The organism is Janthinobacterium sp. HH104 (assembly GCF_001758715.1).
In the GTDB taxonomy this organism is placed as follows: Bacteria; Pseudomonadota; Gammaproteobacteria; order Burkholderiales; family Burkholderiaceae_D; genus Janthinobacterium; species Janthinobacterium aestuarii.
In genome coordinates, this window is record NZ_LRIB01000041.1 from 143,939 (window position 1) to 167,420 (window position 23,482).

Genomic DNA, 23,482 nt, shown 5'->3' on the forward strand with positions numbered 1-23,482 from the left:
GTCTGACTCTGCATATCAATCACACAGGGAGCAGATCATGCGGCCAGCCGAATGGATCACCTTGATTGCGCAGTTTGCTCAGTTGAGTCAGCGTCAGCGGCAAGCAGGCATTGCCCTGCTACGTGGCAGCGTGCCACACGACGCGACCGTCGCGCTGCTGGAAAGTGTCGCGCAGCCGCGATTGGCCTGTCCCGCCTGCCATTCGGACCACTTGCACCGACATGGTCACGCGCACGGTCTGCAGCGCTACCGCTGCGCTCCCTGCGGGCGCACCTTCAATGCGCTCACCGGCACGCCGCTGGCGCGCTTGCGCCATAAATCGTTGTGGCTCGACTATGCCGATTGCCTGCTGGCATCGGATTCCGTGCGCAAGGCAGCGTCACAGCTAGGTGTGCACCGCAACACCACGTTTCGCTGGCGTCACCGGTTTCTATCGCTGGCCAAGACGGACCGGCCGCATGGCCTGCATGGCATCGCCGAGGCAGACGAGTTATATCTGCTGGAATCGGAAAAGGGATCCAGAACTATGACGCGTCCGCCCCGGCGCCGGGGCGGCCATGCCCATAAACGAGGCATATCGAACGAACAGGTCTGCATCCTGGTGGCGCGCGACCGCACGGGACAGACCCTCGATTTCGTCACGGGAAAAGGAGCGCTAACCAAAGCGCAGTTGCACCACTGTTTGTTGCCCATGATCGACAAGGATGTGCTGCTGGTCACCGACGGCCATGCTGCCTATCGGGCTTTTGCCAGGGAAGCGGGGATCAGCCACCAGGCCGTCAACTTGCGCGCCGGCATCCGCGTGCAGGGCGCCGCCCACGTGCAGAACGTCAACGCCTATCACAGCCGTTTGCGACAATGGATGGGGCCGTTTCACGGCGTGGCGACGCGCTACCTGCCGAACTATCTGGGATGGCGCTGGATACTCGACGCCAGGCGCATCCGCTCATCGGAAACATTATTGAAAGCAACTTTGGGCGCATTCCCACATCTAATGGTGACATAGCCTTTATTTTCGCATCACGAACTATGGCATTGCCATCGTGCGTATTCTGCATGACCGCATGGATGCGGTACGCCATCTTTAATGAAATCACCATCCGACGCGACGTCTCACAGCGGCCGCAAACTGGCCCACACGCCGCCCTGGCGCTCGAACGCTTCCGTGCTGACTTTTTCAAAGTCGGCGCTGTCTTCATTCCAGCTGTAGCGCTCGACGCGGATACAACTGTTTTCCACGCGCAGCACATTGAAGGAGTTCGACTCGCCCCTGCCCCGCGTGGACGTGGCCGTGCCCGCCTGCACCATCAGGGCCGCGTAGCCGGCGATCTTGTAGCGCTCGGCTGTGTTGCCCGCCACGCTAGCATGCAAGTGTCCCGCCAGCAATAAATCCACACCGCATTCGGAAAACATCTGCAAGGCTTGCGGGGCGCGGTCGACCAGGTCGTCTTCATCGAAGTTTTCCGGCAAGTCGAATGGATGGTGGGTGACGATGATGCGCGTCAGGCCGGGCGGCAAACTGCCCAGGCGTTCACGCAGAAAATCGATCTGCTCGTGGCTGATGCGGCCATCCTTGAACGTCAGGGAACGGGCCGTGTTGATGCCCAGCACGGCGATTTCCTCGTCCACATATTCGGGCGACAAATCGTCCGTCACATGGCGCCGGTACTTCACCAGCGGGGTAAGGAAGCGGGAAACGACGTTGTACAGGGGCACATCATGGTTGCCCGGCACCACGATTTGCGGCCCTGGCAAGCTGTCGAGAAATTGCCGCGCCTGCTGGAACTGGGCGCTGCGGGCGCGCTGCGTGAGGTCGCCCGAGACGACGACCACATCCGGTTCCAGGCGTTCGATCAGCGCGCGCAAGGGCGCCAGCAGGTCCGCATCGACCCTGCCAAAATGCAAGTCGGACAAATGCACGATGGTACGCATGGCCTTACTCCCCAGAAAGTGCCGGCGCAGGCACCAGCACGGCCAGCGCGGCCTTGTGGATGCGGTACTGCAGCGGCGTATTCATGATCGTCACTTCCCCATCGGTGGCTACGCGCAGGCGGCGGTGGTGCGTGGCCACCTCCAGGTCGGTAGCCGTCAGCACATCAAAATCCTTGGCTTGCGACAACTTGCCGAACAGCGCGTGCAAGGCCAGCTTCAGCAAGCCCAGGCGGCCAGGACGCTGCGCCACATACAAGCTCAGCTGGCCGCCATCGAGCCGTTCGCGCTCGCCGATATTCAAGCCTTCCATCATGTATTCATTATTACCGATGAAGACGAATGGCGTGCGCCGCGCATGCACGGCATCGTTGAGTGTCAATTGCACGCTGAGGAAAGGATAGCGGCGCAAGGCCGCCACCAGGGCCCAGCTGAAGGCCAGCCACTTGCCCCGCCCCAGCCGGCGCTGCTGCTTTTCGCGGTCGCGCACGATATCGGGATACAGGCCCAGGCTGGAATTATTCAGGAATATACGGCCATTGACTTCGCCCACGTCGACCTGGTGCGGCACGCCCTGCGCCACGTTGGCAATCGCCGCATCGAGCTCGAGCGGAATATTCAAATCCTTGGCGAAATGGTTCAAGGTACCCAGCGGCAAGACGCCGAACGGCGTGCCGCTGCCCACGACAACGGAAGCGACGGCGTTGATGGTGCCGTCGCCGCCGCCGGCCACGACGATGGGCGCGCCATCGCGCAGGGCCCGTTCGGCCGTGGCGATCATCTCGGTGCCGCTTTGCGCCAGGGTGATGTCGGCGTCGAGGCCCACGGCGGCGAATTTCGCTTCGAGCTGCTGCGCCCAGTCGGGCGCATAGCCGCAACCGGCGCCTCCATTGATGATGACTGCAATTTTGCTCAGGACAGTTTCCCCTTATTTGGTTTGCCGGATATGCCGGCGCCGGCGCAGGGTCGACACGCCGGCGATGCAAATGGCCAGCCAGCCATAGCTTTCCGCCATGGCCGCCAGCACATCGCTCAGGTAATGCGCGCCCAGGTAGATGCGGCTGAAGCCCACCAGCGCCGCCATCAGGAAAGCGCCCAGAGCGATGGCGATACGCTTGCCCCAGGCGCCCGGCGCCGTCTGGCAAATCAGGTAGGCGGCCAGCAAGCCGTACAGGGCTGTCGAGGTGGCAGTATGGCCACTCGGAAAGCTGTAGGTGCTCAGGGCCGTCTGCAGGATGGGCTCGTCAAAGCTGGGCCGCGCGCGGACAAAAATGTACTTTAGCAGCAGGTTCAAAAACATGACGCCCGGCATGGTGATGACGAGGGTAAACAGCCAGTAATCGGCGCCCTTGCGGTGCAGATACCAGCCCAGCAAGGTGGCCAGGATGATGGCGCCGATCACGCCATGCATGTGCGTGACGACCAGAAGGCAAGTGGTGATCCACGGCACGGCATGCTGGTTGAACCACTGCGCCACCTGCAAGTCGATCACGGTAATTTGCTCCATGCCCATCACGGCTTCGGCAATCTCGTGGAAGACGACGATGGCCACCAGCATCAGGGCCACGCCCACCGTCATATGCAGGCCCAGCTCGCCCTCGGGCGACAGGCGCGCCTCGACGAAGCGGCGCAGTTTCGTGGTCCAGCCCGTGGTCATGCTCATGTCATTTTTCTCTTGCAAACTCATCTCTCTTTCCTGTTCCCGGTGATGATCAAAAAAACCACACCAGTAAAAAAATACTGTTTATTCATACAGTAGCTGTGTATTCATACAGTAGTTATGCTATTCTGATGACTCGTTCAACACATCTCCCTCAAAGGAATTGTCATGGCAACATTGAATAGCGGTTTTGGCTCACGGTTCGGCCTGGAATACGCCCCAAGCTCTTTCCTCGTCCGCATGGGCAAGCGCGAAATCCTCGTCTGCCGCGACTTCCGCAAGCGCTACTACACCGTCAATCCCCTGATCGAGTGCGGTACGGGCATCGAGCCGGGCTATGTTGAAGTGCTGCTGATGCGCCGTTGGTTGCTCATTCTATCCAAGGCACATTAAGAATGACTTTAAAACAAGGTACTCGTACCCTGTTGTAAAGTCAGCTCCGTCCGGCCACGCCGGGAGCGCGCCAGTACCGGCCAGCGGCAACGCTGGCCGACCCCTCATTACTGTGTGCGTTCCGGTGCGGCCGGGCTGGCAGGTGTTTGCACTGGCAGCGTCGTGTCAAACACGTTCGCTTCGTACCACAAGGTCACGAACAACACCATCACGACGGGGCCGATGAACAAGCCCACGAGGCCCAGGGTTTCCACGCCACCCAAAATGCCGAACAGCACGGCCAGGAAAGGCAAGCGGGTGGCGTTGCCGATCATGCCGGGGCGTACGAAATGGTCGGCCACGAATAGCACCACGGTGCCCCACGCGGCTACGCCGATGGCGGCGCCCACACTGCCCTGGAAGACCAGCAAGGCGGCCGCGCACAGGTAAGCGAGCGGCGCGCCGAACGGGATGATGGCCAGGATGCCCGTGGCGAACGCCCACAGGGCCGGCGACGGCAAGCCGGCGATGGCGTAGGCGATGCCGATCAGCACGCCTTCGGCCAGGCCCACCAGCACCAGGCCGTTGACGGTCGCGCGGATGGCGGTGGGAATTTTTTGCGCATAGCGGCCCCACCGTTCGGGGCGCAGGAAATGGCTGCCGACGGCCGTGATCTGGCGCGTCAGCGCTTCGCCATCCTTGTAGAAGAAAAACAGGCATAAAAACGCCAGGCCAAAATCGACCAGGCGGTGGAACACGTCCGCGCCCAGCACCTTGAGCATGTCGCGCGCGGAATGAAAGCCGCCCACGGCGCTGCCCGCAAAGAAGTGGCCGAGGCCGTGGGGCTGGCTCAGGGTGGCTTGCCACCAGTCGCCGATAGCGCTGCCGGCCAGCGGAATATGCGCCACCCAGTCCGGCACGGGCAAGCCGTCCGTATTCGCATGCACGACGAAATTGGCCAGCACGGGCACTTCGCGCGCCGCCTGCGCCACGCCGAACAGCACGGGAACGATGAAGATGCAGGCGAACGCCAGGGTCAGCACGGCCGCCGCCACGATGGGGCGCTGGCCCAGGGCCGCGCGCACGCGCAAATACAGGGGCCAGGTGGCCACGCACAGGATGCCGGCCCACACGAGCGGCAAAAAGAAACGCTGCATGACGAACGCCGTCACGGCGATCAAGGCCAGGGAAAAACCTGCGCTGACAATATCGCGCTGAGTATCGTTCATGCCACTCCATTCGTGCCCGGCGCCATGGAGCGCCAGTATTGGCTACGCGCCAGTTGCGCAGGCGTAGCGTAACACGGCGGCATTCCGCTTTAGACGAGGCCCAGTTCCGCAGGCTTGACGCCGGCAAACACGTGGTCGAGCTGCGCGGGGGTCAAGCCGAAGGTGCGGCGCAGCAAGCCTCCCAGCACGGCCCGGTACTCATTCAGCACGGGCATGTCGCGGTTCTGGAACAGCGTCGCCTGCGAAATCGCCACCTGTTCGCCCGCCACCTGCTTGCCTTTGATGCCGCCGCCCAACACCCAGAACACGCTGCCGTGGCCATGGTCCGTGCCGCGGTTGCCGTTTTCGCGGAAGGTACGGCCAAATTCGCTGACCACGACGACCACGGTATTGCGCCACTCGCTGCCCATTTCCTGCGAGAACGCGGCCAGGCCACGCCCCAGCTCATCGAATCGCCCCGCCAGATAGCCGTTCGCGCCGCCCTGCCCCACGTGCGTATCCCAGCCGCCCACGTCGACGAAGCCCAGGTTGTATTTATCCTTCATCAAGCGGGCGATCCGCTGCGCTTCCAGTTCAAAGCCCTTGGTACTGATGGCGTTGCGGTTGGCCGCCTGCATCTCGCCCGTCAATTCCTTCGTCACATCGTCGCGCACGGCAAATCCCGCACTGACCGGTTGCTGCAGGGGCGTGCCCTTGTACATGGCCGCGATGACTTGGCTTTGACGCGCATCAATGCCCGACTTGCCCACCGAGCGCAATCCCATGTTCGGCACTTGCACGCCGCCCTGGAAGATCAGCGGCAACTGGTCCGTGAAGGAAATGGCGTGGTTGCCTTGCTTGGCATTCAAGCTTTGCGCCAGCCGGTTCAAAAAGCCTGAGCGGAAATCGCGGCGCCCGCCGATCTCTTGCCCCAGTTCGATGCTGTCCTGCGTCTCGAAGTGGCTGCGCGTCAAATCCGTCGTGCCCGCAAACGGAATGAAGGCCGCCTCGCCACCCATAAACATGGGATAGATGGTTTCGCGCAAGGCCGGATGCAGGGCCCAGTCGGTCGTCAAGGCCAGCGCGCCGTTTTCCTCGCCCGGTTTCGCGATGGCGATATTCGGCCGCGAGGCATAGTAAAAATCGCTGCCGATGGGCACCAGCAGATTGTTTGCGTCATAGCCGCCGCGCAAAAAGACGAACAATAGCTTCGCATTTGTGGCGGGCGCGGCCAGCAAGCTGCCCGCATGCGACAACAGCGGCGCGGCGGCCAGGGCTTTCAGCAAGTCACGACGGTTCATGACAATTCCTTTCAGCGGTGCATCATTTCGGGCGACGAGAGCAGGAAGGTATTCCACTCCTGCGGCGAAGCGGCCTGCTCCAGGGCCTGCCGCGTGGCCGGGCTCAAGGTCGGCTGCAGCGACTGGTAATACAGGGCGCTGGCCAGCTGGGGAAACGCCACCTTTTCCTGCGGCTGCGGGCCATCCGTCTTGAACAGGCCGGCGCTGCCCGAGCCGATGGTGCGGGCGATATCGAAACGCGTCGTCATCTGGCCTGGGCTGGCCCAGGAAGCATCCGTCAAGGGATAACCGTCCGGCGTCTGGCGCCCGTACAGAGGCTGGCCCATGCGCGAGAGCCAGCTCAGCATGGGGCCCGCATTCAGGATGGGCTTGTCGTCATAGCTGAGGCGCACGGCCGACACCACGTAATGCATGGGGTCCTTGAATTTCTTGCCCAGCGACTGCTTGAATTCGGGACTGTTGAACATGGTTTGCAGCACGTCGGCGATCATGCCGTCGCTCTGCTGGAAGGTGGCCGCCATGCGCGCCACCAGAGGCGCGGGCGGATTATCGCCGACGAAATACTGGGCCAGCTTGCCGCTGATGAAATGCGCGGTGGCGGGACTGCGGCTCAAACGATCCAGCGCTTCATCGAGCTCGGCCAGTCCCCTGCCCTTCACCGTTTGTCCGAGGAATTGCTTGTCGCCGTAATCGTGGCGGTTCGGGTTGAATTCAAACAAGCCCCTGCGCACGTATTGCGACTGCAGCGCCGGTTTCACCTTTGGCGTATCCGGTCCCAGGTTCACGCCCACGCCTGTCAGGATGCGCGCCAGTTCCTGCACGTCCGTCTGGCTATAGCCGCCGTTCACGCCCAGCGTATGCAGTTCCATCAGCTCGCGCGCATAGTTTTCATTGATGCGCTTGGCGGCATTGGCTTCATTGTCCAGATAGCGCAGCATGGCCGGATGGTGGACGGTCGCGCCCAGCAAGTCGCGGAATTTTCCCAGCGCGTGCGGCGCGATGGCGTTCGCCTCGTAATCGCCAACCATGGCGCGCAAGTTGTGCTTGCCCTGGTGCACGCTGAAATGGTTGAGCCAGAACCAGCTCAGCTGCTGCTGCAGCTGATTAGGCGAATACACGTCCAGCAATAGAGAACGCGTAGCCGCTTCGCGCGCCAGGCGGTTGAGCTCCTGCTGGTAATCTTTTTGCGCCTGCTGCTTGGCCATGTCGTCCATGACGGCAGCCGACTCCTTGCGCTTTTGCTCCACGGACATGACGAGTTGATCGAGCGGCACCTGGCTGATGGTCATGGCGTCGATCTGGGCCTGCACGGCGGCAGGCAAGCTGGCTTTGCCCGGATGCAATTGCGCCTGCAGATAGCGCTGCCAGCCTTGCGCCTGCATCTGGCGCGCGCTGCCTGCGTTCACGCCCCAGCTAACCCTTTCCAGCAGGGCAATGTCCTGCGCGGAACTGGTCTGCGCGCGATGATCGGCCTGGACGGCAGGTCCGGTGGCGGCGCAGCCGGCCAGCAACAGCAGGAAAATCACGGTTGTCGGCAACAGTCGGTTGGGGGTCATGGCGGTCCTTCAAGCGGTTTCAACCAGAATGCCTGAGGGTACGCCCAGGTTGACCTGCGCATGATTGCCATTTGCAACGAGTTGTAATCAATAATGTTATTTATGCAATTCCGCGCACTTGTCGCGCAGGAAGTCGCGCAGCTGCAGCACCAGCGGCGTCACCTGCGCCCGGTGCATGCACAGCAATTGCAAGGGCGCGGCCTCGCCCGCCACCTCGGGCAGCAGCACGTGCAGACGGCCGGCGGCCACGTCGCCGGACACATCGAGCCGCGATTTGTAGGCGATGCCCAGGCCCGCCACGGCCCAGCGGCGCACCAGGTCGGCATCGTCGGCGCTGCGGTTGCCGCTCACATCTATCGTCACCTGCTCGCGCTGCGGCAGGCGGTAAAAGGTCCAGCGGTCGTGCAAGCCGTCTTCCAGCGCGAAGCGCAGGCAATTGCGCTGCGATAAGTCTCCCAGCGCCAGCAGGGGTCCATGTTCGCGCAGGTAGGCGGGCGACGCCACCAGTACCCGGTCGTTGGCGGGCGCGATGGGCATGGCGACCATGCTCGAATCGTCTTGCTGGCCATAGCGGATGGCCACGTCGACTTGCTGGCGCACCATGTCGGCCACCCGGTCGCTGACGCTGAGCTGGTAATGCAGCTTCGGATGGCGCGACTGGAATTCGTCGAGCCAGCCCAGCATCAGATTGCGGCCTAGGTCCGAGGGCATGGCAATTTTCAAGGTTCCGCCGAAACTGTCCTTGCCGGCGAGCAGCGCATCGTGGCCGGCGCGCAGCAGGCGCAAGGCTTCGCGCGCGTGTTCCAGGTATTGCGTGCCTTCCGCCGTCAGGCTCAGCGAACGCGTCGTGCGGGCCAGCAGGCGCAAGCCCAGCTCCCCTTCCAGGCGCTTGACGGCGGCGCTGGCCAGCGCGGGCGAAATGCCGATCTCGCGCGCGGCCGCCGACAAACTACCGCGGTCGGCCGTGCGCACAAACACCTGCAAGTCATCGAGTCGCAGCAATTTTCAGTATTCCTTTGAAAGTGTTTCGGTACGCGCCCCCTGTTTCCAGGGCGAGAAAATGGCCATGATACGTCAAGCCCGTATGGCCACGCCAACAATGGTGTCGGATTACGGTCCTTCGGACCTGATCCGACCTACCCCTAATCCATCACTGTTTTACCAAAGGAAGCACATGAAAGCCATCGCCTACCGCCACAGCCTGCCCATCACGGATGCAGACGCCCTGCTCGACATCGAGCTGCCCGTGCCCGTCGCCACGGGGCGCGACCTGCTCGTCGCCGTCAAGGCGATTTCCGTCAACCCCGTCGACACCAAGGTGCGCAAGAACCGCGCGCCGAAAGACGGCCAGCCGGAAGTGCTGGGCTGGGATGCGGCCGGCGTCGTCACGGCCATCGGCCCCGACGTCACCCTGTTCCAGGTCGGAGATAAAGTCTGGTACGCGGGCGCCATCAACCGCCCCGGCAGCAACAGCGAATTCCAGCTGGTCGACGAGCGCATCGTCGGCCACATGCCGGCCAGCCTGGACTTTGCTCCGGCCGCCGCCCTGCCCTTGACCGCCATTACGGCCTGGGAACTGCTGTTCGACCGCCTGCAGATCAGCCGCGACAAGAATCTCACCGGCAAGTCCCTGCTGGTGATCGGCGCGGCCGGCGGCGTCGGTTCCGTGCTCGTGCAACTGGCGCGGCAGTTGACGGGTGTCACCATCATCGGCACGGCCTCGCGCGCGGAAACGGCCGATTGGGTCAAGGAACTGGGCGCCCACCACGTGATCGACCACAGCTTGCCGCTGGCGCAGGAAATCACGCGCCTGGGCTTGCCACCCGTCGATTACGTGATCAGCCTGAACCAGACCGACAAGCATTTCGAGCACATCGTGGAACTGATCGCGCCGCAAGGCAAGTTCGCCCTGATCGACGACCCCGAGCACATCGACGTGCGCAAGTTCAAGGGCAAGAGCGTGTCGCTGCACTGGGAACTGATGTTTACCCGTTCGCTGTTCCAGACGGCGGACATGGTCAAGCAGCATGAATTGCTCGAGGAACTGGCACAGCTGGTCGATGCGGGTGTCATCAAGACCACCCTGGCCGAGCGCTTCGGCACGATCAACGCGGCAAACCTGAAACGCGCGCATGCCCTGCTGGAAAGCAATACGGCAAAAGGGAAAATCGTCCTGGAAAGTTTTAATTAATCAGGTAATCAAAATGGCCCGGAAATCATTGACGTTGGTCAATGTCGGACCCGTGATCACGGCATCTCCCAGCGCCTGGAAGAAGCCGTGGCCATCGTTGTTGTCCAGGCTGTCGCGCGGTTTGATGCCTTGCGCCCAGGCCCGTTGCAGGGTGTCGGGCGCCAGCACCGCGCCGGCGATGTCTTCCTGGCCGTCGACGCCATCCGTGTCGCCGGCCAGCGCGTGGATGCCCTCGTGCCCGTCCAGCGCGATGCCCAGCGCCAGCAGGAATTCCACATTGCGCCCGCCGCGGCCGTTGCCGCGCACGGTGACCGTCGTTTCGCCGCCCGACAGCAGCACGCACGGGGCGGGAAACGGCTGGCCCCGCGAGGCCGTTTGCAGCGCGATGCCAGCCATCACCTTGCCCACGTCGCGCGCCTCGCCTTCCAGGCTGTCGCCCAGGATATACGGCGTGATGCCGGCCGCGCGCGCCACGTCGGCCGCCGCTTCCAGGGCCATCTGCGGCGTGGCGATCAGGGTCGTGCGCGTGCGCGCCAGCCGTGGGTCATCGGGTTTCACGGATTCGCCGCGCCCGCTTTCCAAGGTCTTTCGTATGCTGTCCGGCAAGTCCATGCCATAGCGGCGCACGATGGCCAGCGCATCATCGCACGTGGTCGCGTCACCCACCGTGGGGCCGGAAGCGATGTCGCCCAGCTTGTCGCCAGGCACGTCGGAAATGGCCAGGGTCACCACTTGCGCCGGATGGCAGGCGGCCGCCAGGCGCCCGCCCTTGATGGCGGACAAATGGCGGCGCACGCAATTCATTTCGCCGATGGTGGCGCCCGACGCCAGCAACGCGCGGTTCAGCGCCTGCTTGTCTTCCAGGCTGATGCCGTCAAGTGGCAAGGCCAGCAGCGACGAGCCACCGCCCGAAATCAGACACAGCACGGTATCGTCAGCGTGCAACTTGCCGACCAGCTCGAGCATGCGCCGCGCCGCGTCCATGCCGGCCGCATCGGGCACGGGATGCGACGCTTCGACGATCTCGATGCGTTCGCATGGCACGGCATAGCCATAGCGCGTGACGACGAGGCCCGACAGCGGCCCCGGCCAGTGCCGCTCCACGGCTTGCGCCATGGCGGCCGACGCCTTGCCGGCGCCGATGACGATCAGCCGGCCCTTGGGCGCGGGCGGCAGATGGGGCGGTATGCAGTGCGATGGCTGGGCTGCGGCGATGGCGGCCTGAAACATGGCTTGCAGCAAGGCGCGCGGTGGCGGTGGCAGGGTCGTCATCATGGTCAATTCCTCCGGTTCGATCAGCGGTTCACTTAGCGATTAACGATGCGCGCGGGAACGCGCAGCACCAGTATGGCGCCCAGCAGCATCACTGCGGAAAGAATATACAGGGCCACGTCGGTGCCGCCCGTCGCATCCTTGATCCAGCCGACGAGGAAAGGGCTGACGAAACCGGCCACCTGGCCCAGCGAATTGATCAGCGCCAGGCCGCCGGCCGCCGCCGCGCTGCCGAGAAACGCCGTCGGCAAGGGCCAGAACATGGGCAGGCCGGACAACGCGCCCATGGTCGCCAGCGACAGGCCGATGAGGGCGACGACCACGTTGCCATGCGCCTGTGTCGCCAGCAGCAAGCCGCACAGCGCCATCAGCAAAGGGCCGCTCAAATGCCAGCGGCGCTCCTTGTGCTTGTCGGCCGAACGGCCCACCCAGATCATGAAGATGCTGGCGCACAGGTAGGGAATGGCGCTGACCCAGCCCACGGCCACGGGGCTGGCAAAACCGAGCGACTTGACGATGGTGGGCAGCCAGAAGTTGATCGCGTACACGCCCATCTGGATGCAGAAATACACGAGGCCCAGCATCCACACATGCTTGTTGCGCAGCACGCTGGCGAAGGTGTCGGCCGTATTCGCGCCGTTGCGGCGCTGGCGTTCGTCCTCGTCGAGGTCGGCGCGCAGCAGCTGCTTTTCTTCGGCATTGAGCCACTTCGCCTGGGCGATGCCATCGTTCAGCAGCACGTAGACTAGAAAGCCCAGCAGCACGGTGGGAATGCCCTGCAGCAGGAACATCCATTGCCAGCCGGCCAGGCCGCCGTGGCCCGCGAACGATTGCATCATCCAGCCCGACAAGGGGCTGCCCAGCAAGCCGGAAATGGGAATGGCCGACATGAACAGGCCCATGATGCGGCCCCGGCGCGACGCGGGATACCAGTTCGTAAAGTACAGCACGATGCCGGGGAAGAAGCCCGCCTCGAACACGCCCGTGATGAAGCGCAGCGAATAGAACGCGGCCGGCGTGGTGACGAACATCAGGCAGGCCGAGGCGATGCCCCAGGCGATCATCAGGGTGCCGATGACCTTGCGCGCGCCCAGGCGGTGCAGCAGCAGATTGCTGGGCACGCCGCTGGCCACGTAGCCGATGAAGAAGATGCCCGCGCCCAGGCCATACACGCTCTCGCTCCATTGCAGCGCATCGAGCATTTGCAGCTTGGCAAAGCCGACATTCACGCGGTCCAGGTAATTGAACAGATAGCAGATGAAGATGAAGGGGATCAGATGCAAGGTCACCTTGCGGTAAGCGCCTTCGCGCACGCGGTCCTGCGCGGACGCGCCGGCGGACAGGCTGGCGCCTGGATGGGTGGTCATGGGTGTCTCCTGACTATTTTTTATGGGATACGGCCAGCCCATCGTACAATCGCCAGCAGAAACAGTCATCGTGCGGATGCATGAAGAAATATGGTGCTTGATACGATGATTCTATGCAAATGCACAAGACGGACCACCCCATGCCGAATATTGACCTTCCCCTGGCGCAGGACATCGTCCAGCGCACCATGCACATCATTCCCTTCAACGTGAACGTCATCGATGCGCGCGGCGTGATCCTGGCCAGCGGCGATCCGCAGCGCGTGGGCGACCTGCATCCGGGCGCGCAACTGGCGCTGGCCCGGCGCGCCAGCGTGGAAATCGGCGCGGCCGACATGGCCAGGCTGCCCGGCACGCGGGCCGGCATCAACCTGCCCCTGACGGTGCGCGGCGAGATTTGCGGCGTGCTGGGCCTGACGGGCGAACCGGACGCCGTGCGCCAGTTCGGCGAACTGGTGCGGACCATGGCGGAAATGATGCTGGAACAGGCGCGGCTGGTCAGCGAGTTGCAGCATGAAAAGCGCTACCGCGAGGAATTCGTGTTCCAGCTCGTCTACCGCACGGGGATTTCGGACGCCAGCATGCAGGCATGGGCGGCGCGCCTGGCGGTCGATTTACGGGTGCCGCGCGCCATGTTCGTGCTGGAAATACCGGATGCGGGCGAAGGCCCGGGCGAGCGGCTCGACCAGGTGCTGACGCAGCTGCAGCAAGTGCAGTCCGACCTGTCGGCCCGCTGGCCTGCCTTGCTGATGGCCGTCGTCTCGCCGGGCGAACTGGTGCTGCTCGACGCCTTTCCCGCCAGCGGCCCGCAGCAGGCGCGCGCGGCGCAAGCCAGGCAGCGCCTGCTCGAACTGCACCAGGTGGCACAGCAGGCGCTCGCGCCACCGGCCACCCTGGCCATGGGCGTGGCCTTGCCGGGCCTCGATGGCGCCACGGCTTCGTATGAATCGGCGAAGCAGACGGCGCGCGTGGGCCGCACCCGCGATGGCGGGCAAACTACTTTTTCCTATCTGGAACTGAGCCTGCCCGTGCTGCTGTCCGGCCTGCAAGCGGGTTGGCAGGCCGAGCAATTGCGCCAGACCCTGGCCCGTCTGCAGGCGCACGACCGCAAGTCGGGCACCCTGATGCGCACCCTGGCCGCCTGGTTCCGCCACCACAGCCACCCGATGGCCACGGCCAGGGCCCTGCACATCCACCGCAACACACTCGATTACCGGCTGCAAAAGATCGCCGAACTGACGGGGCTGGACCTGGACGACACGGATGACCGCCTGCTGCTGTATGTCGCCCTGCAACTGAATTGACAGATGCCCGTCTACAATGTCGGCTGACCGCATAACAGGAATAGCATGAACGACACCATCGAATGGACCAGTCTTGCCCGCACTTTCGGGTTGTTTACCGTCACGGCCGTGGCCGAACTGCTGGGCTGCTACCTGCCCATGCTATGGCTGAGCAACAAGGGCAGCGCCTGGCTGCTGGTGCCGGCCGCCCTCAGCCTGCTGGTCTTCGTGTGGCTTCTGACCTTGCATCCGGCCGCCAGCGGGCGCGTGTATGCCACGTATGGCGCCATCTACATCGCCACGGCGCTGGGCTGGCTGTGGCTGGTGGACGGCGTCACGCCCGCCTGGACCGACATCGCCGGCGTGGGCCTGGCCCTGGCCGGCGCCGCCGTCATTGCCATGGGGCACAAGGCGCAGTAATTACGCCGCATGCCGGCGGAAGTTCGTTTCCGCCGACCACGCCGCGCTGGCGCGGGCCAGCAAGACGGCTTCGCCATCGGCCAGCCAGTCGTCCGCATCGGCGATCTTCCACATGGCTTGCAGCAACTGGCGGCGCAAGTCCGGCTCGGTGATTTCATCGAGCAGGCTGTCGATCACGCCATTGGCCAGTTGCACGGCGCCATGCACGGTCGACGTCAGCATGTCGTCGCACAGGTCTTGCAGCAATTGCTGGAAGGCGGCCGGCTCAAGGTCGATATGCTCAAGGATCTTGCTGCGATGCATCGCTTGCAGCTCGGCGCTGGCCAGGTTGCCATCGACCACCATCATCAGGGCCAGGATACGTCCCGCTGCCTGGGGACTGTTCATTGCATAGGTACGCATAGTTCACTTTCCATTGTCAGTTTAAAAAGCGCGCCCCGCCATTGCAGGGCGCGCGGTACGGCATTTACTTCTTGTCGCTGCGGGTGATGAACACGCTGGCCACGCAGCTCGACACGATCAGGACCGCCACCACCAGCAACGACGCTTCCACCGGCACGTGGTACCACGGCATGATCAGCATCTTGGCGCCGATGAACACCAGCACCATCGCCAGGCCATACTTGAGCATGTGGAAGCGGTCAGCCACGTCCACCAGCAGGAAGTACAGGGCACGCAATCCCATGATGGCGAACAGGTTCGACGTGAAGACGATGAACGGGTCCGTCGTGATGGCGAAAATCGCCGGGATCGAGTCCACCGCGAAGACCAGGTCCGTCACCTCGATCAGGATCAGCACGAGGAACAGCGGCGTGACATAGCGCAAGCCACCCTTTGCCACGAAGAAACGCTCGCCGTGGTCGCCGTCGGCCACCCGCAAGTGGCGGCGGGCAAAGCGCAGCACGGGGTTGTTCGCCACGTCCGGTTCCGCATCGGCCGCCACCAGCATGCGCATACCGGTCACCAGCAGGAAGGCGCCAAACAGGTACAGCACCCAGCTGAACTCGCTCACTACCCACGCACCGGCCATGATCATCACGGCACGCATGACGATCGCGCCCAGCACGCCATAGATCAACACGCGGCGCTGGTACTGGATCGGCACCTGGAAGGCGCTGAAGATCAGCAGGAAGACGAACACGTTATCGACCGACAGCGCTTTCTCGATCAGGTAGCCGGAGAAAAATTCCAGCGCCTTCTGGTTGGCGATCTCGGGTCCGGCCGTGCCGTTCAGATACCACCACAGGCCGCCGTTGAACAGCATGGCCAGGCTGACCCACACGAGCGACCACGTCGCCGCTTCCTTGACGCTGACCTTGTGCGCCTTGTTGCCGCCAAAGACGAACAAATCCAGCGCCAGCATCACCAGGACAAAGGCGATGAAGCCGGCCCACATGGGTGCCGTCGCAATACTTTCCAGGCCGTTCATCGGCGGCCTCCGTAACTATCTGTCTGTATTCTGAAGTCCATGACACTCTCCTTGCATGAATTGAGCAGCCATCATAGTCCGAATACAAACATCGAACAAATCGAATATAATTTAAGAATACATCGAAAAAGTCGATGTATTAATCTGCCGGGAAATACCATGTCAACACTCAACTTCAAGCACTTGCGCTATTTCTGGATGGTGGCCAAGACGGGCAGCATCGCCCGCGCGGCCGAGCAGCTGCACCTGACGCCGCAATCGATCTCCGGCCAGCTCAGCGAGTTTGCCGACACCCTGGGCGTGGAACTGTTCCGTCGCAGTGGGCGCCAGCTGGAATTGACGGACACGGGCAGGCGCATCCTCAGCCATGCCGAAAGCATTTTCAGCACCGGCGATGAGTTGCTGGAAATCGTGCGCGACCAGTCGCGTACGACAACGACGACCTTCCGCGTGGGCTGTGCCGATTCCGTCTCGAAACTGATCGCCTGCCGCCTCGTGGCGCCGGCGCTGGGACTGGCCGAACCGCTGCGCATCATTTGCCGCGAAGGCCGGCTGGCAAGCCTGCTGGCGGACCTGGCCGTGCACCGGCTCGACCTCATCATGGCGGACCGTCCCATGCCGGCCCACTTGAGCGTGCGCGGCTTTAACCATTTGCTCGGCGAAAGCGGCATGACCCTGTTCGGCACGCCAGCCCTGGCCGCCACGCTGAACGGCGCCTTCCCGCAATGCCTGGATGGCGCGCCGCTGCTGCTGCCCGGCGAAGACTTCGCCATTTACGGGCGCTTGCTGCAGTGGCTCGGCGACAATAATTTGCACCCGCGCATCGTCGGCGAGTTCGACGACAGCGCCATGATGAAAGCGTTTGGCCAGTCCGGCGCCGGCCTGTTCTTCGCCCCCACCGTCATCGCGCCCCAGGTGTGCGAACAGTACGCCGTGGTGGCGCTGGGCCGGGTCGACAGCCTCGTCGAGCAGGTGTACGCGATCACCACGGAACGGCGTTTGCGCCACCCGGCCACCATCGCCATCAGCCAGAGCGCGCGGCGCGAGCTGTTCGTGTAAATCCGTTCAGCCGCTGACGACGATCTTGCCCGGCTGCCCGCCCCGCTCCAGCAGCGCATGCGCGCGCCGCAAGGTGGCCGCGTTCATCGGCGACAAGCGCTGCCGCAGCGTATGGCGCAGCACGCCCTCGTCCAGCAGCCGCGCCACGCGGTTCAGGATGCGGTGCTGCTCGATCATGTCTTCGGTGGCAAACAAAGGCCGCGTAAACACCATTTCCCAGTGCAAGGAGATGCTCTTGCCCTTCAGCGGCGCCGCATCGAAAACATCGTGGTCGTCGATGACGGCCAGCTTGCCGTGCGGCGCGATGAGCTCCACCAGTTGCGCGATATGTTGCGCCGTGTGCGACAGCGCCGCGATATGGCGCACGGGCACCACGTTCAATGCCGCCACCTGCGCCGGCAGGGGTTGTGTATGGTCGATCACGTGGTGCGCGCCCATGGCGCGGCACCAGTCGCCGCTGTCGCCGCGCGAGGCCGTGGCAATCACCGTAAAACCCGTCAGCTGGCGCGCCAGCTGGATCAGCAGCGAGCCGACGCCGCCCGCGCCGCCCAGCACCAGCAGGCTGCCCCGCTCCTGCCTGTCGCCAGGCGCGATGGCAAAACGCTCGAACAGCAGCTGCCACGCCGTCAGCGCCGCCAGCGGCACGCTGGCCGCCTGCGCAAAGTCCAGGGTCGCCGGCATACGCCCCGCGATGCGCTCATCGACCAGGTGATATTCGGCATTCGCGCCCGCGCGGTCGAACGAACCCGCGTAATACACGGCTTGCCCCGGCGCGAACAGGGTCACTTCGCTGCCCACCGCATGCACGACGCCGGCCGCATCCCAGCCCAGAGTCGTGACGGCATCGGGTACCGTCACCAGCCCCACGCGCACCTTGGTGTCGAGCGGATTGACGCCCACGGCGCGCACCTGCACCAGCACATCGCGCGGGCCGGGCACGGGCATCGGGCCTTCCATGTCGAACAGGCCGCCTTGTTCGTCCACACTGCTTCCTTTCTTGAAACCAATCATCTTCATTGCATGCTCCAGGTAAATCCGCATGGTAAGCAGCCACGCGAGAAAGAAAAATATGCTTCAATACGTTTCACACCTGACCAAACTGTCATGAATCATGCAAGACATCGATAATCTCTCCGGCGTGGTTCTGTTCGTGCAACTGGCGCAGGCGGGCAGCTTTGTCGCCGCCGCGCGCCAGGCCGGCATTTCGCCGTCGGCCGTCAGCAAGAGCCTGGCCCGGCTCGAGCAGCGGCTGGGCACGCGCCTGTTCCAGCGCAGCACGCGCCAGCTGAGCCTGACGGCGGAAGGCAAGCTGTTCCTCGCACGTAGCGAACGCATCCTGGCGGAAATGCAGGCGGCGCAGGAGGAACTGGCGGGCACGCTGGCGCCGCGCGGACGCCTGCGCCTGGGCTTGCCGGAACTGGGCAGCGTTTTCCTGCCCGCGCTGGCTGATTTTTCCCAACGACACCCAGCCATCGCCCTCGACCTGGACTTTTCGGACGCGCTGGCCGATGTCGTCGGCGATGGTTTCGACGCTGTCATCCGCATCGGCGCACCGCGCGATTCCCGCCTGGCCGCCCGCAAGCTGGGCCAGTTCCGCTCCTGCCTCGTGGCCTCGCCCGCCTACTTGGCGCGCCACGGCACGCCCAGCCATCCCCTTGAACTGCAACAACATGCTTGCCTGCACTACCGCTTCCGCCACAGCGGCAAGGTGGAACAATGGCAGTTGCGCCAGGAAGCCGAGGCGCCGGCGCCGGATTTGCCACTCTCCATGGTCTGCAACAACGTCGAAGCGCGCCTGCACTTCGCCCGGCAAGGCCTGGGCATCGCCTGGCTGCCCGACTTTTATGTGCGCTCCGCCATCGACGACGGCAGCCTCATCGAAGTGCTGAGGGACTACGCAATCACCGGGCATCCGGCCCACAGTTGCTGGCTGCTGTGGCCATCCGGGCCGCACCTGGCGCCGAAAGTACGGGCGCTCGTCGATTTCCTGGCCGAAACAGACATACTGTTGTCAGCCGCCCACGGAAGATGAGGCTCAAATACATTTGAGCAAATACATCTATATAATGGCAAGTCTCCCCGACGCCCTGCGCGCCCCTTCCTGGACTTGCCGCAATGAAGCACTTGCACGATATTCCCTCTGCCTTCAAGCATGAATTTGCCAACCCGCGCCTGTGGTGGTCGCGCGCCGTCGTCGTCGGCATGGCCGCCATCGCGGGGCTCGTCGTTGTGGGCTTTACGTGGCTGGCGGAGGAAGCGCTGGACTTGTTTCTCTTTTTTAACGGCAAGGCCTGGTGGTTCGCCCTGCTGTGGACGCCGGCCTGCGCCGCCCTGCTCGTCTGGCTGACGCGCCGCTACGCGATGGGCGCGGCCGGTTCCGGCATCCCGCAAGTGATGGCGACACTGGACCCGGCCGTGGCGCCCGAGCAGCGCTCGCTGTTCGTGTCGCTGAAACTCAGCGCCGCGAAAATCGTCCTGACGGCGGGCGGCTTGCTGGGCGGATTGTCGCTGGGGCGCGAAGGGCCGTCCGTGCAGATCGCCGCCGGCGTGATGCTGGCCGCGCGCCGCTGGCTGCCCCGTCACTCGCAGGTGAGCGCCCATTCCCTGCTGGTGGCAGGCGGCGCGGCCGGCATCGCGGCTGCCTTCAACACGCCGCTGGCCGGTGTCATGTTTGCCATCGAAGAACTGTCGCGCTCGCCCGAGCAGCGCAACAGCGGCCTCATCGTCGCAGGTATCGTGCTGGCCGGCATGATGGCCGTGTCGATCCACGGCAACGCCACCCACTTCGGCATCATCCACCCGGGTCCCATCGGCCTGGCACTGGCCTTGCCGGGCTTGCTCGTCACCCTGGTGGCGGGCGTGGCGGGCGGCCTGTTCGCGCGATTGCTGCTGGCATCCGCCCGGGGCAATCCATTAGGAAAATTGTCTGCGTGGAGAAAAGGCCGGCCCGTGCTGTTCGCCGCCGTCTGCGGTGTGCTGGTGGCGGCCATCGGCATCGCCAGCCACGGCGCCACGTTCGGCAGCGGCACCGTGGCCACGCGCGCCATGCTGGAAGGCTCGTCCGACGTGGCGCCCGCCTTTGTCGCCTTCAAATACGTGGCGACGTGGCTGACCGTGTGGTCGGGCGTGCCGGCAGGCATTTTCGCGCCCTCCTTGGCCATCGGCGCCGGCATCGGCCACGATATCGCCGTGCTGCTGCACTACCCCCATGCGCCCGCCCTGATCGCGCTGGGCATGGTGGGTTTCCTGGCCGCCGCCACGCAGGCGCCGCTGACGGCGTTTATCATTGTCATGGAAATGGTCGACGGCCACGGCATGGTGCTGAGCCTGATGGCCTGCGCCGTCGTGGCCAGCACGGTCTCGCGCGTACTGAGCGAACCGCTGTACGGGGCGCTGGCGCAGCTGCAATTGCAGCGGCTGCCGCTACAGCCGACGGGCCGGGAAACTACATCGTAAACGGAAACGGCTGCATGCCCGCCTGCCTGTCATCGGGGGCGACGACGGCCAGCAAGGCACTCAAACCCTGGTTCAGGTGGGCCAGGCTGGCGGCGTCCAGCTGGGCCAGGGCGCTGGGCAGCAAGCCGCGCGCTGGCTGCGGCGCGCCGGCGATCACGGCCTGCCCTTCCGCCGTCAGGGTCAGGGTGACCACGCGCTGGTCGGGCTGGTCGCGCGCCTTGCGCACATAGGACTTTTTCACCAGCGCCTCGACCAGGTTGCTGGCCGTCGTCTGGTGGATCGACATCTTGCCGGCCAGCTCGCCCATGCGCAGGCCCGGCCGCTCCAGCAATTCCTGCATCACCCACAATTGCGCGCCCGACACACCGCATTGCTTCTCGATCTGCGCCGAATGCCGCTGCGCCGCGCGCATGACGACGCGCATGTTTTGCAAGGCCATGCCCTGCGCCCTGGCTATCGCCGATACTTCCGCTTCCGCCACCATTGCCTCCAGTTATCCCGCCGGCTTCGCGCCTGCTGGCGGGCCGGAATCCGTACATGATACCTGCAATGGCGGGCGTCCCCCTACTGCCTATTGACCGGCGGGCACTTGCACTCCGGCCTGCCAAGTCTTCTCCCACACCTGTTTACCCCGCTTATCCCAGCGGCGCTCGATGCCGTGCTTCTTGCCGTGCTCATACGGCACAAGCTGCAGCAGACTGCCGTCGCTCGCCCAGACTTGCAGCAAGCCATGGCGCTGGCCATCGCGCATCGGAATGACCTTGGCGCGCACGCCGTTGTCATACCATTCCGTGACATCGCCCTGCTCGCGCCCGTGCGCGTCCTGCTGCCAGGCGATCGACGGCTTGCCATTGCGGCCCCACTTCTGCATGCTCAGCAGCTTGCCCTTGCGGTACAAGGCCTTTTGCGCCAGTTGGCCATTGTCATGGCTTTCAAACGACCAGCCATCGGCTTCGCCATCCACCCAGACCTTGCGCGCGAGCACCTTGCCATCTTCGGCAAGCGTGAGGAATTCGCCATCCTGCTTGTCATTCATAAAATGACTGCGCTGGAACAGCTTGCCATCGGCGTAAAACACTTCCTGCAAGCCATGCATCTTGCCGCCTTTCAGGAAGGCGCGGCTGCTCATCCTGCCATTCGGCCCGTACGATACGTACTCGCCATCGGCCATCTGCTTGCCGTGGTAGCTGATACGGTTCATCAGTTGGCCATTTTCATGGTAATTCTCGGAGATGCTGTCGCGCCCGTTCGCCAGCACGGTCACGCGCTGCTTGACCTGCCCGTTTGCATAGAATGACGTGCTGCCCGTCAGTACATTGCCCTGGGCATCGAGCCGCTCATCGCGGGCCAGCTGTCCATTCGGGTAATACCACTTGCGCAAGTGGAGGAAGCTGGCCTGGCTCAGATCGGGGCCGGTGGCGTAGGTTTCCAGCGCCACCGTGCCCGGTGCATCGGGGAACTCCAGCAGCACATGCCAGGCGCCCAGCGCCTCGTCGCGCACGGGCGCCGTGCGCAGCGCATACGCGGCGTGGCGCACATCGCTCGCCGCATAGTCTTCGTCCAGATAGACGCTCTTGTCCTGCGCCTGCTGTTGCCCCTGTGCCGGAGCCTGCTCCTGCGCCGCCAGCGGCACCGCCGTCATGAGCGCAGCCAGCAGCACCAGGCGCATGGTCCGTCGATATGGCCAGCCGGTCCCAATATGGATGTTAGCCACTACTTCGCCGCCACCGGCTGGCCATCCTGCCATGCCTGTTCCAGCACCAGCTTGCCGGCCTTATCCCAGTGGCGCTCGATGCCGTGCTTCTTGCCGTGTTCATACGGCACGATTTGCCGCGGGCTGCCGTCGCTGTACCAGGTTTGCAGCAAGCCGTGGCGCTGGCCTTTGACGAACGGGGTCACGCTGGCGCGCACGCCGTTGGCATGCCACTCCGTCGTATCGCCGTGGTCACGCCCCTGTGTATCTTTATGCCACGCAAAAATGGGATGGCCATTCGCTCCCCACTTTTCCAGGCTGAGCACGTTACCTTTCTGGTACAGCGTCTTGTTCGACAGTTTTCCATTGCCATGGCTTTCAAACGACCAGCCATCGGGCTGGCCGTGCACCCAGACGGTTTTGGCCAGCACCTTGCCGTCCTCGGCATACGTGACAAACTCGCCCTCGCGCTGGCCATCGACGAACTGTCCCCGTTGGAACAGCTTGCCATCGTCATAAAACGATTCCTGCACGCCATCCATCTGGCCATTGCGTTGATACGAGCGGCTGCTGACGGCCCCGTTCGCGCCATACGACACGTGCTCGCCATCGGCCATCTCGTCGCCGTGATACAAGATGCGGCTCATCAGCTGGCCATTCTCGTGATACGTTTCCGAGATGCTGTCGCGCCCGTTCGGCAGCGCCGTCACCTTCTGCTTGACCTGGCCGTTTTCAAAGTACACGCAGCCGCCGAGCAGCTCCTCGCCCTGGTCATTGAAATAGGTTTCGCGCAGCAACTGGCCATTCTCGTAGTAGGACTTGCGAAAACGCACGAACTTGACCTGGCTCAAGTCCAGGTCCGTGGTGTAGGTTTCAAAGGCCAGCACGCCCGGCGTGTCGGGAAATTCGAGGCGGATATGCCAGGCGCCCAGCGCCTCGTCGCGCACGGGCGGCGTGCGCAGCGCATACACGGCGCGGCGCTGGTTGCTTGGCATGAAATTTTCATCCAGATACATAGTCTGGTCTTCCTCCTGTAGGGTTGGCGTTGGCGCCGCCGGCGACTCCTGCGCCGCCAGCGGCAAGGCTGCGCCCAGCGCGGCGGCCAGCAGCCAGCGCATCGTTTGTTGATTTTTCATGTTGTTCCATTGTTCATGTTGCTTTGCGGCCACCATCATAAAGGCAAGCGCCCTGCGCCATGGGCACGATTGCCGCCCCATGAAAAAAGGCCGGGACGGACCTGCTGGTCCGGCTCCGGCCCGGCGGATGCGCTGGCACGCCAGACGCGC

The 23,482-nt window shown here is 63.9% G+C and carries 23 protein-coding genes; 8 read left to right on the forward strand and 15 right to left on the reverse strand.

Going from position 1 to position 23,482, the window contains the following annotated elements; translation table 11 throughout:
* Positions 1 to 37: 37 nt before the first annotated feature.
* Positions 38 to 1,006, forward strand: coding sequence for an IS1595 family transposase (locus JAB6_RS19250; RefSeq protein WP_070304159.1), 969 nt, complete (start codon positions 38 to 40; stop codon positions 1,004 to 1,006).
* A 107-nt stretch (positions 1,007 to 1,113) separates the two neighbouring features.
* Here the strand turns inward: JAB6_RS19250 and JAB6_RS19255 are convergent, their stop codons facing one another.
* From JAB6_RS19255 to JAB6_RS19265, 3 genes are read right to left on the reverse strand one after another with little or no spacing between them, the layout of a single operon-like run.
* A complete protein-coding gene (locus tag JAB6_RS19255; RefSeq protein WP_070304111.1) occupies positions 1,114 to 1,932 on the reverse strand; it encodes a metallophosphoesterase in 819 nt (272 codons plus the stop codon).
* Between the two features lie 4 nt (positions 1,933 to 1,936).
* Positions 1,937 to 2,845 carry a diacylglycerol kinase family protein gene (locus JAB6_RS19260; RefSeq protein ID WP_083292820.1) on the reverse strand — a complete coding sequence of 303 codons (909 nt, stop codon included), beginning with the start codon at positions 2,843 to 2,845 and terminating at the stop codon, positions 1,937 to 1,939.
* Positions 2,846 to 2,857: 12 nt separating this feature from the next.
* Positions 2,858 to 3,616: a phosphatase PAP2 family protein gene (locus tag JAB6_RS19265; protein WP_254671690.1), complete on the reverse strand. Its 759-nt coding sequence runs from the start codon at positions 3,614 to 3,616 to the stop codon at positions 2,858 to 2,860.
* Between the two features lie 141 nt (positions 3,617 to 3,757).
* On the opposite strand from JAB6_RS19265, the gene JAB6_RS19270 reads away from it, so the two are divergent.
* Positions 3,758 to 3,982, forward strand: coding sequence for a hypothetical protein (locus JAB6_RS19270; protein ID WP_010396348.1), 225 nt, complete (start codon positions 3,758 to 3,760; stop codon positions 3,980 to 3,982).
* Positions 3,983 to 4,089: 107 nt separating this feature from the next.
* On the opposite strand, the gene JAB6_RS19275 is transcribed toward JAB6_RS19270, so the two are convergent.
* The 4 genes from JAB6_RS19275 to JAB6_RS19290 all read right to left on the reverse strand — a co-directional run bounded on the left by JAB6_RS19275 (position 4,090) and on the right by JAB6_RS19290 (position 9,028).
* Positions 4,090 to 5,190: an AI-2E family transporter gene (locus tag JAB6_RS19275; RefSeq protein ID WP_070304113.1), complete on the reverse strand. Its 1,101-nt coding sequence runs from the start codon at positions 5,188 to 5,190 to the stop codon at positions 4,090 to 4,092.
* An 89-nt stretch (positions 5,191 to 5,279) separates the two neighbouring features.
* Positions 5,280 to 6,470, reverse strand: coding sequence for a DUF1501 domain-containing protein (locus JAB6_RS19280; RefSeq protein ID WP_070304114.1), 1,191 nt, complete (start codon positions 6,468 to 6,470; stop codon positions 5,280 to 5,282).
* Positions 6,471 to 6,481: 11 nt separating this feature from the next.
* Positions 6,482 to 8,026 carry a DUF1800 domain-containing protein gene (locus JAB6_RS19285; RefSeq protein ID WP_070304115.1) on the reverse strand — a complete coding sequence of 515 codons (1,545 nt, stop codon included), beginning with the start codon at positions 8,024 to 8,026 and terminating at the stop codon, positions 6,482 to 6,484.
* Between the two features lie 96 nt (positions 8,027 to 8,122).
* Positions 8,123 to 9,028 (reverse strand): LysR family transcriptional regulator, encoded by a 906-nt coding sequence (locus JAB6_RS19290; RefSeq protein WP_034758996.1) that lies wholly within the window; start codon positions 9,026 to 9,028, stop codon positions 8,123 to 8,125.
* Between the two features lie 172 nt (positions 9,029 to 9,200).
* On the opposite strand from JAB6_RS19290, the gene JAB6_RS19295 reads away from it, so the two are divergent.
* Positions 9,201 to 10,217 carry a zinc-binding alcohol dehydrogenase family protein gene (locus tag JAB6_RS19295; protein WP_034758999.1) on the forward strand — a complete coding sequence of 339 codons (1,017 nt, stop codon included), beginning with the start codon at positions 9,201 to 9,203 and terminating at the stop codon, positions 10,215 to 10,217.
* Here the strand turns inward: JAB6_RS19295 and JAB6_RS19300 are convergent, their stop codons facing one another.
* Positions 10,218 to 11,489: a glycerate kinase gene (locus JAB6_RS19300; RefSeq protein ID WP_070304161.1), complete on the reverse strand. Its 1,272-nt coding sequence runs from the start codon at positions 11,487 to 11,489 to the stop codon at positions 10,218 to 10,220. It lies immediately after the preceding gene.
* A gap of 35 nt (positions 11,490 to 11,524) precedes the next feature.
* The gene (locus JAB6_RS19305) at positions 11,525 to 12,856 is read right to left on the reverse strand and encodes an MFS transporter (RefSeq protein ID WP_034759002.1); all 1,332 of its coding nucleotides are present in this window, start codon (positions 12,854 to 12,856) and stop codon (positions 11,525 to 11,527) included.
* Positions 12,857 to 12,996: 140 nt separating this feature from the next.
* On the opposite strand from JAB6_RS19305, the gene JAB6_RS19310 reads away from it, so the two are divergent.
* Positions 12,997 to 14,160 carry a sugar diacid recognition domain-containing protein gene (locus JAB6_RS19310; protein ID WP_070304162.1) on the forward strand — a complete coding sequence of 388 codons (1,164 nt, stop codon included), beginning with the start codon at positions 12,997 to 12,999 and terminating at the stop codon, positions 14,158 to 14,160.
* A 45-nt stretch (positions 14,161 to 14,205) separates the two neighbouring features.
* Positions 14,206 to 14,559, forward strand: a complete 354-nt coding sequence (locus JAB6_RS19315; protein WP_070304116.1) for a YnfA family protein — start codon at positions 14,206 to 14,208, stop codon at positions 14,557 to 14,559.
* Here the strand turns inward: JAB6_RS19315 and JAB6_RS19320 are convergent, their stop codons facing one another.
* Entirely contained in the window at positions 14,560 to 14,961 is a 402-nt protein-coding gene (locus tag JAB6_RS19320; RefSeq protein ID WP_034759008.1) for a TerB family tellurite resistance protein, read from the reverse strand. It abuts the gene before it with no gap.
* Between the two features lie 64 nt (positions 14,962 to 15,025).
* Complete coding sequence (locus JAB6_RS19325; protein WP_070304117.1) at positions 15,026 to 15,988, reverse strand: TerC family protein; 963 nt, start codon at positions 15,986 to 15,988, stop codon at positions 15,026 to 15,028.
* Between the two features lie 159 nt (positions 15,989 to 16,147).
* Here JAB6_RS19325 and nhaR point away from each other — a divergent pair, with 159 nt between their 5' ends.
* The gene (gene nhaR / locus JAB6_RS19330; protein ID WP_070304118.1) at positions 16,148 to 17,047 is read left to right on the forward strand and encodes a transcriptional activator NhaR; all 900 of its coding nucleotides are present in this window, start codon (positions 16,148 to 16,150) and stop codon (positions 17,045 to 17,047) included.
* Positions 17,048 to 17,053: 6 nt separating this feature from the next.
* Here nhaR and JAB6_RS19335 read toward each other — a convergent pair whose 3' ends face one another.
* Positions 17,054 to 18,064: a zinc-binding alcohol dehydrogenase family protein gene (locus JAB6_RS19335; protein ID WP_070304119.1), complete on the reverse strand. Its 1,011-nt coding sequence runs from the start codon at positions 18,062 to 18,064 to the stop codon at positions 17,054 to 17,056.
* Between the two features lie 94 nt (positions 18,065 to 18,158).
* Between JAB6_RS19335 and JAB6_RS19340 the strand changes: the two genes are divergently transcribed.
* Together JAB6_RS19340 and JAB6_RS19345 are read left to right on the forward strand one after the other, a co-directional pair.
* Positions 18,159 to 19,079, forward strand: coding sequence for a LysR family transcriptional regulator (locus JAB6_RS19340; protein WP_368072927.1), 921 nt, complete (start codon positions 18,159 to 18,161; stop codon positions 19,077 to 19,079).
* An 83-nt stretch (positions 19,080 to 19,162) separates the two neighbouring features.
* A complete protein-coding gene (locus JAB6_RS19345; RefSeq protein WP_070304120.1) occupies positions 19,163 to 20,503 on the forward strand; it encodes a chloride channel protein in 1,341 nt (446 codons plus the stop codon).
* On the opposite strand, the gene JAB6_RS19350 is transcribed toward JAB6_RS19345, so the two are convergent.
* The 3 genes from JAB6_RS19350 to JAB6_RS19360 form a co-directional block, all read right to left on the reverse strand.
* Entirely contained in the window at positions 20,493 to 20,942 is a 450-nt protein-coding gene (locus JAB6_RS19350) for a MarR family winged helix-turn-helix transcriptional regulator (protein WP_235194348.1), read from the reverse strand. The genes JAB6_RS19345 and JAB6_RS19350 overlap by 11 nt on opposite strands.
* A 132-nt stretch (positions 20,943 to 21,074) precedes the next feature.
* On the reverse strand, positions 21,075 to 22,172 hold the full coding sequence (locus JAB6_RS19355; protein WP_070304121.1) for a toxin-antitoxin system YwqK family antitoxin: 1,098 nt from the start codon (positions 22,170 to 22,172) through the stop codon (positions 21,075 to 21,077).
* 44 nt (positions 22,173 to 22,216) lie between these two features.
* Positions 22,217 to 23,332: a toxin-antitoxin system YwqK family antitoxin gene (locus tag JAB6_RS19360; RefSeq protein WP_175444573.1), complete on the reverse strand. Its 1,116-nt coding sequence runs from the start codon at positions 23,330 to 23,332 to the stop codon at positions 22,217 to 22,219.
* Positions 23,333 to 23,482: the final 150 nt, after the last annotated feature.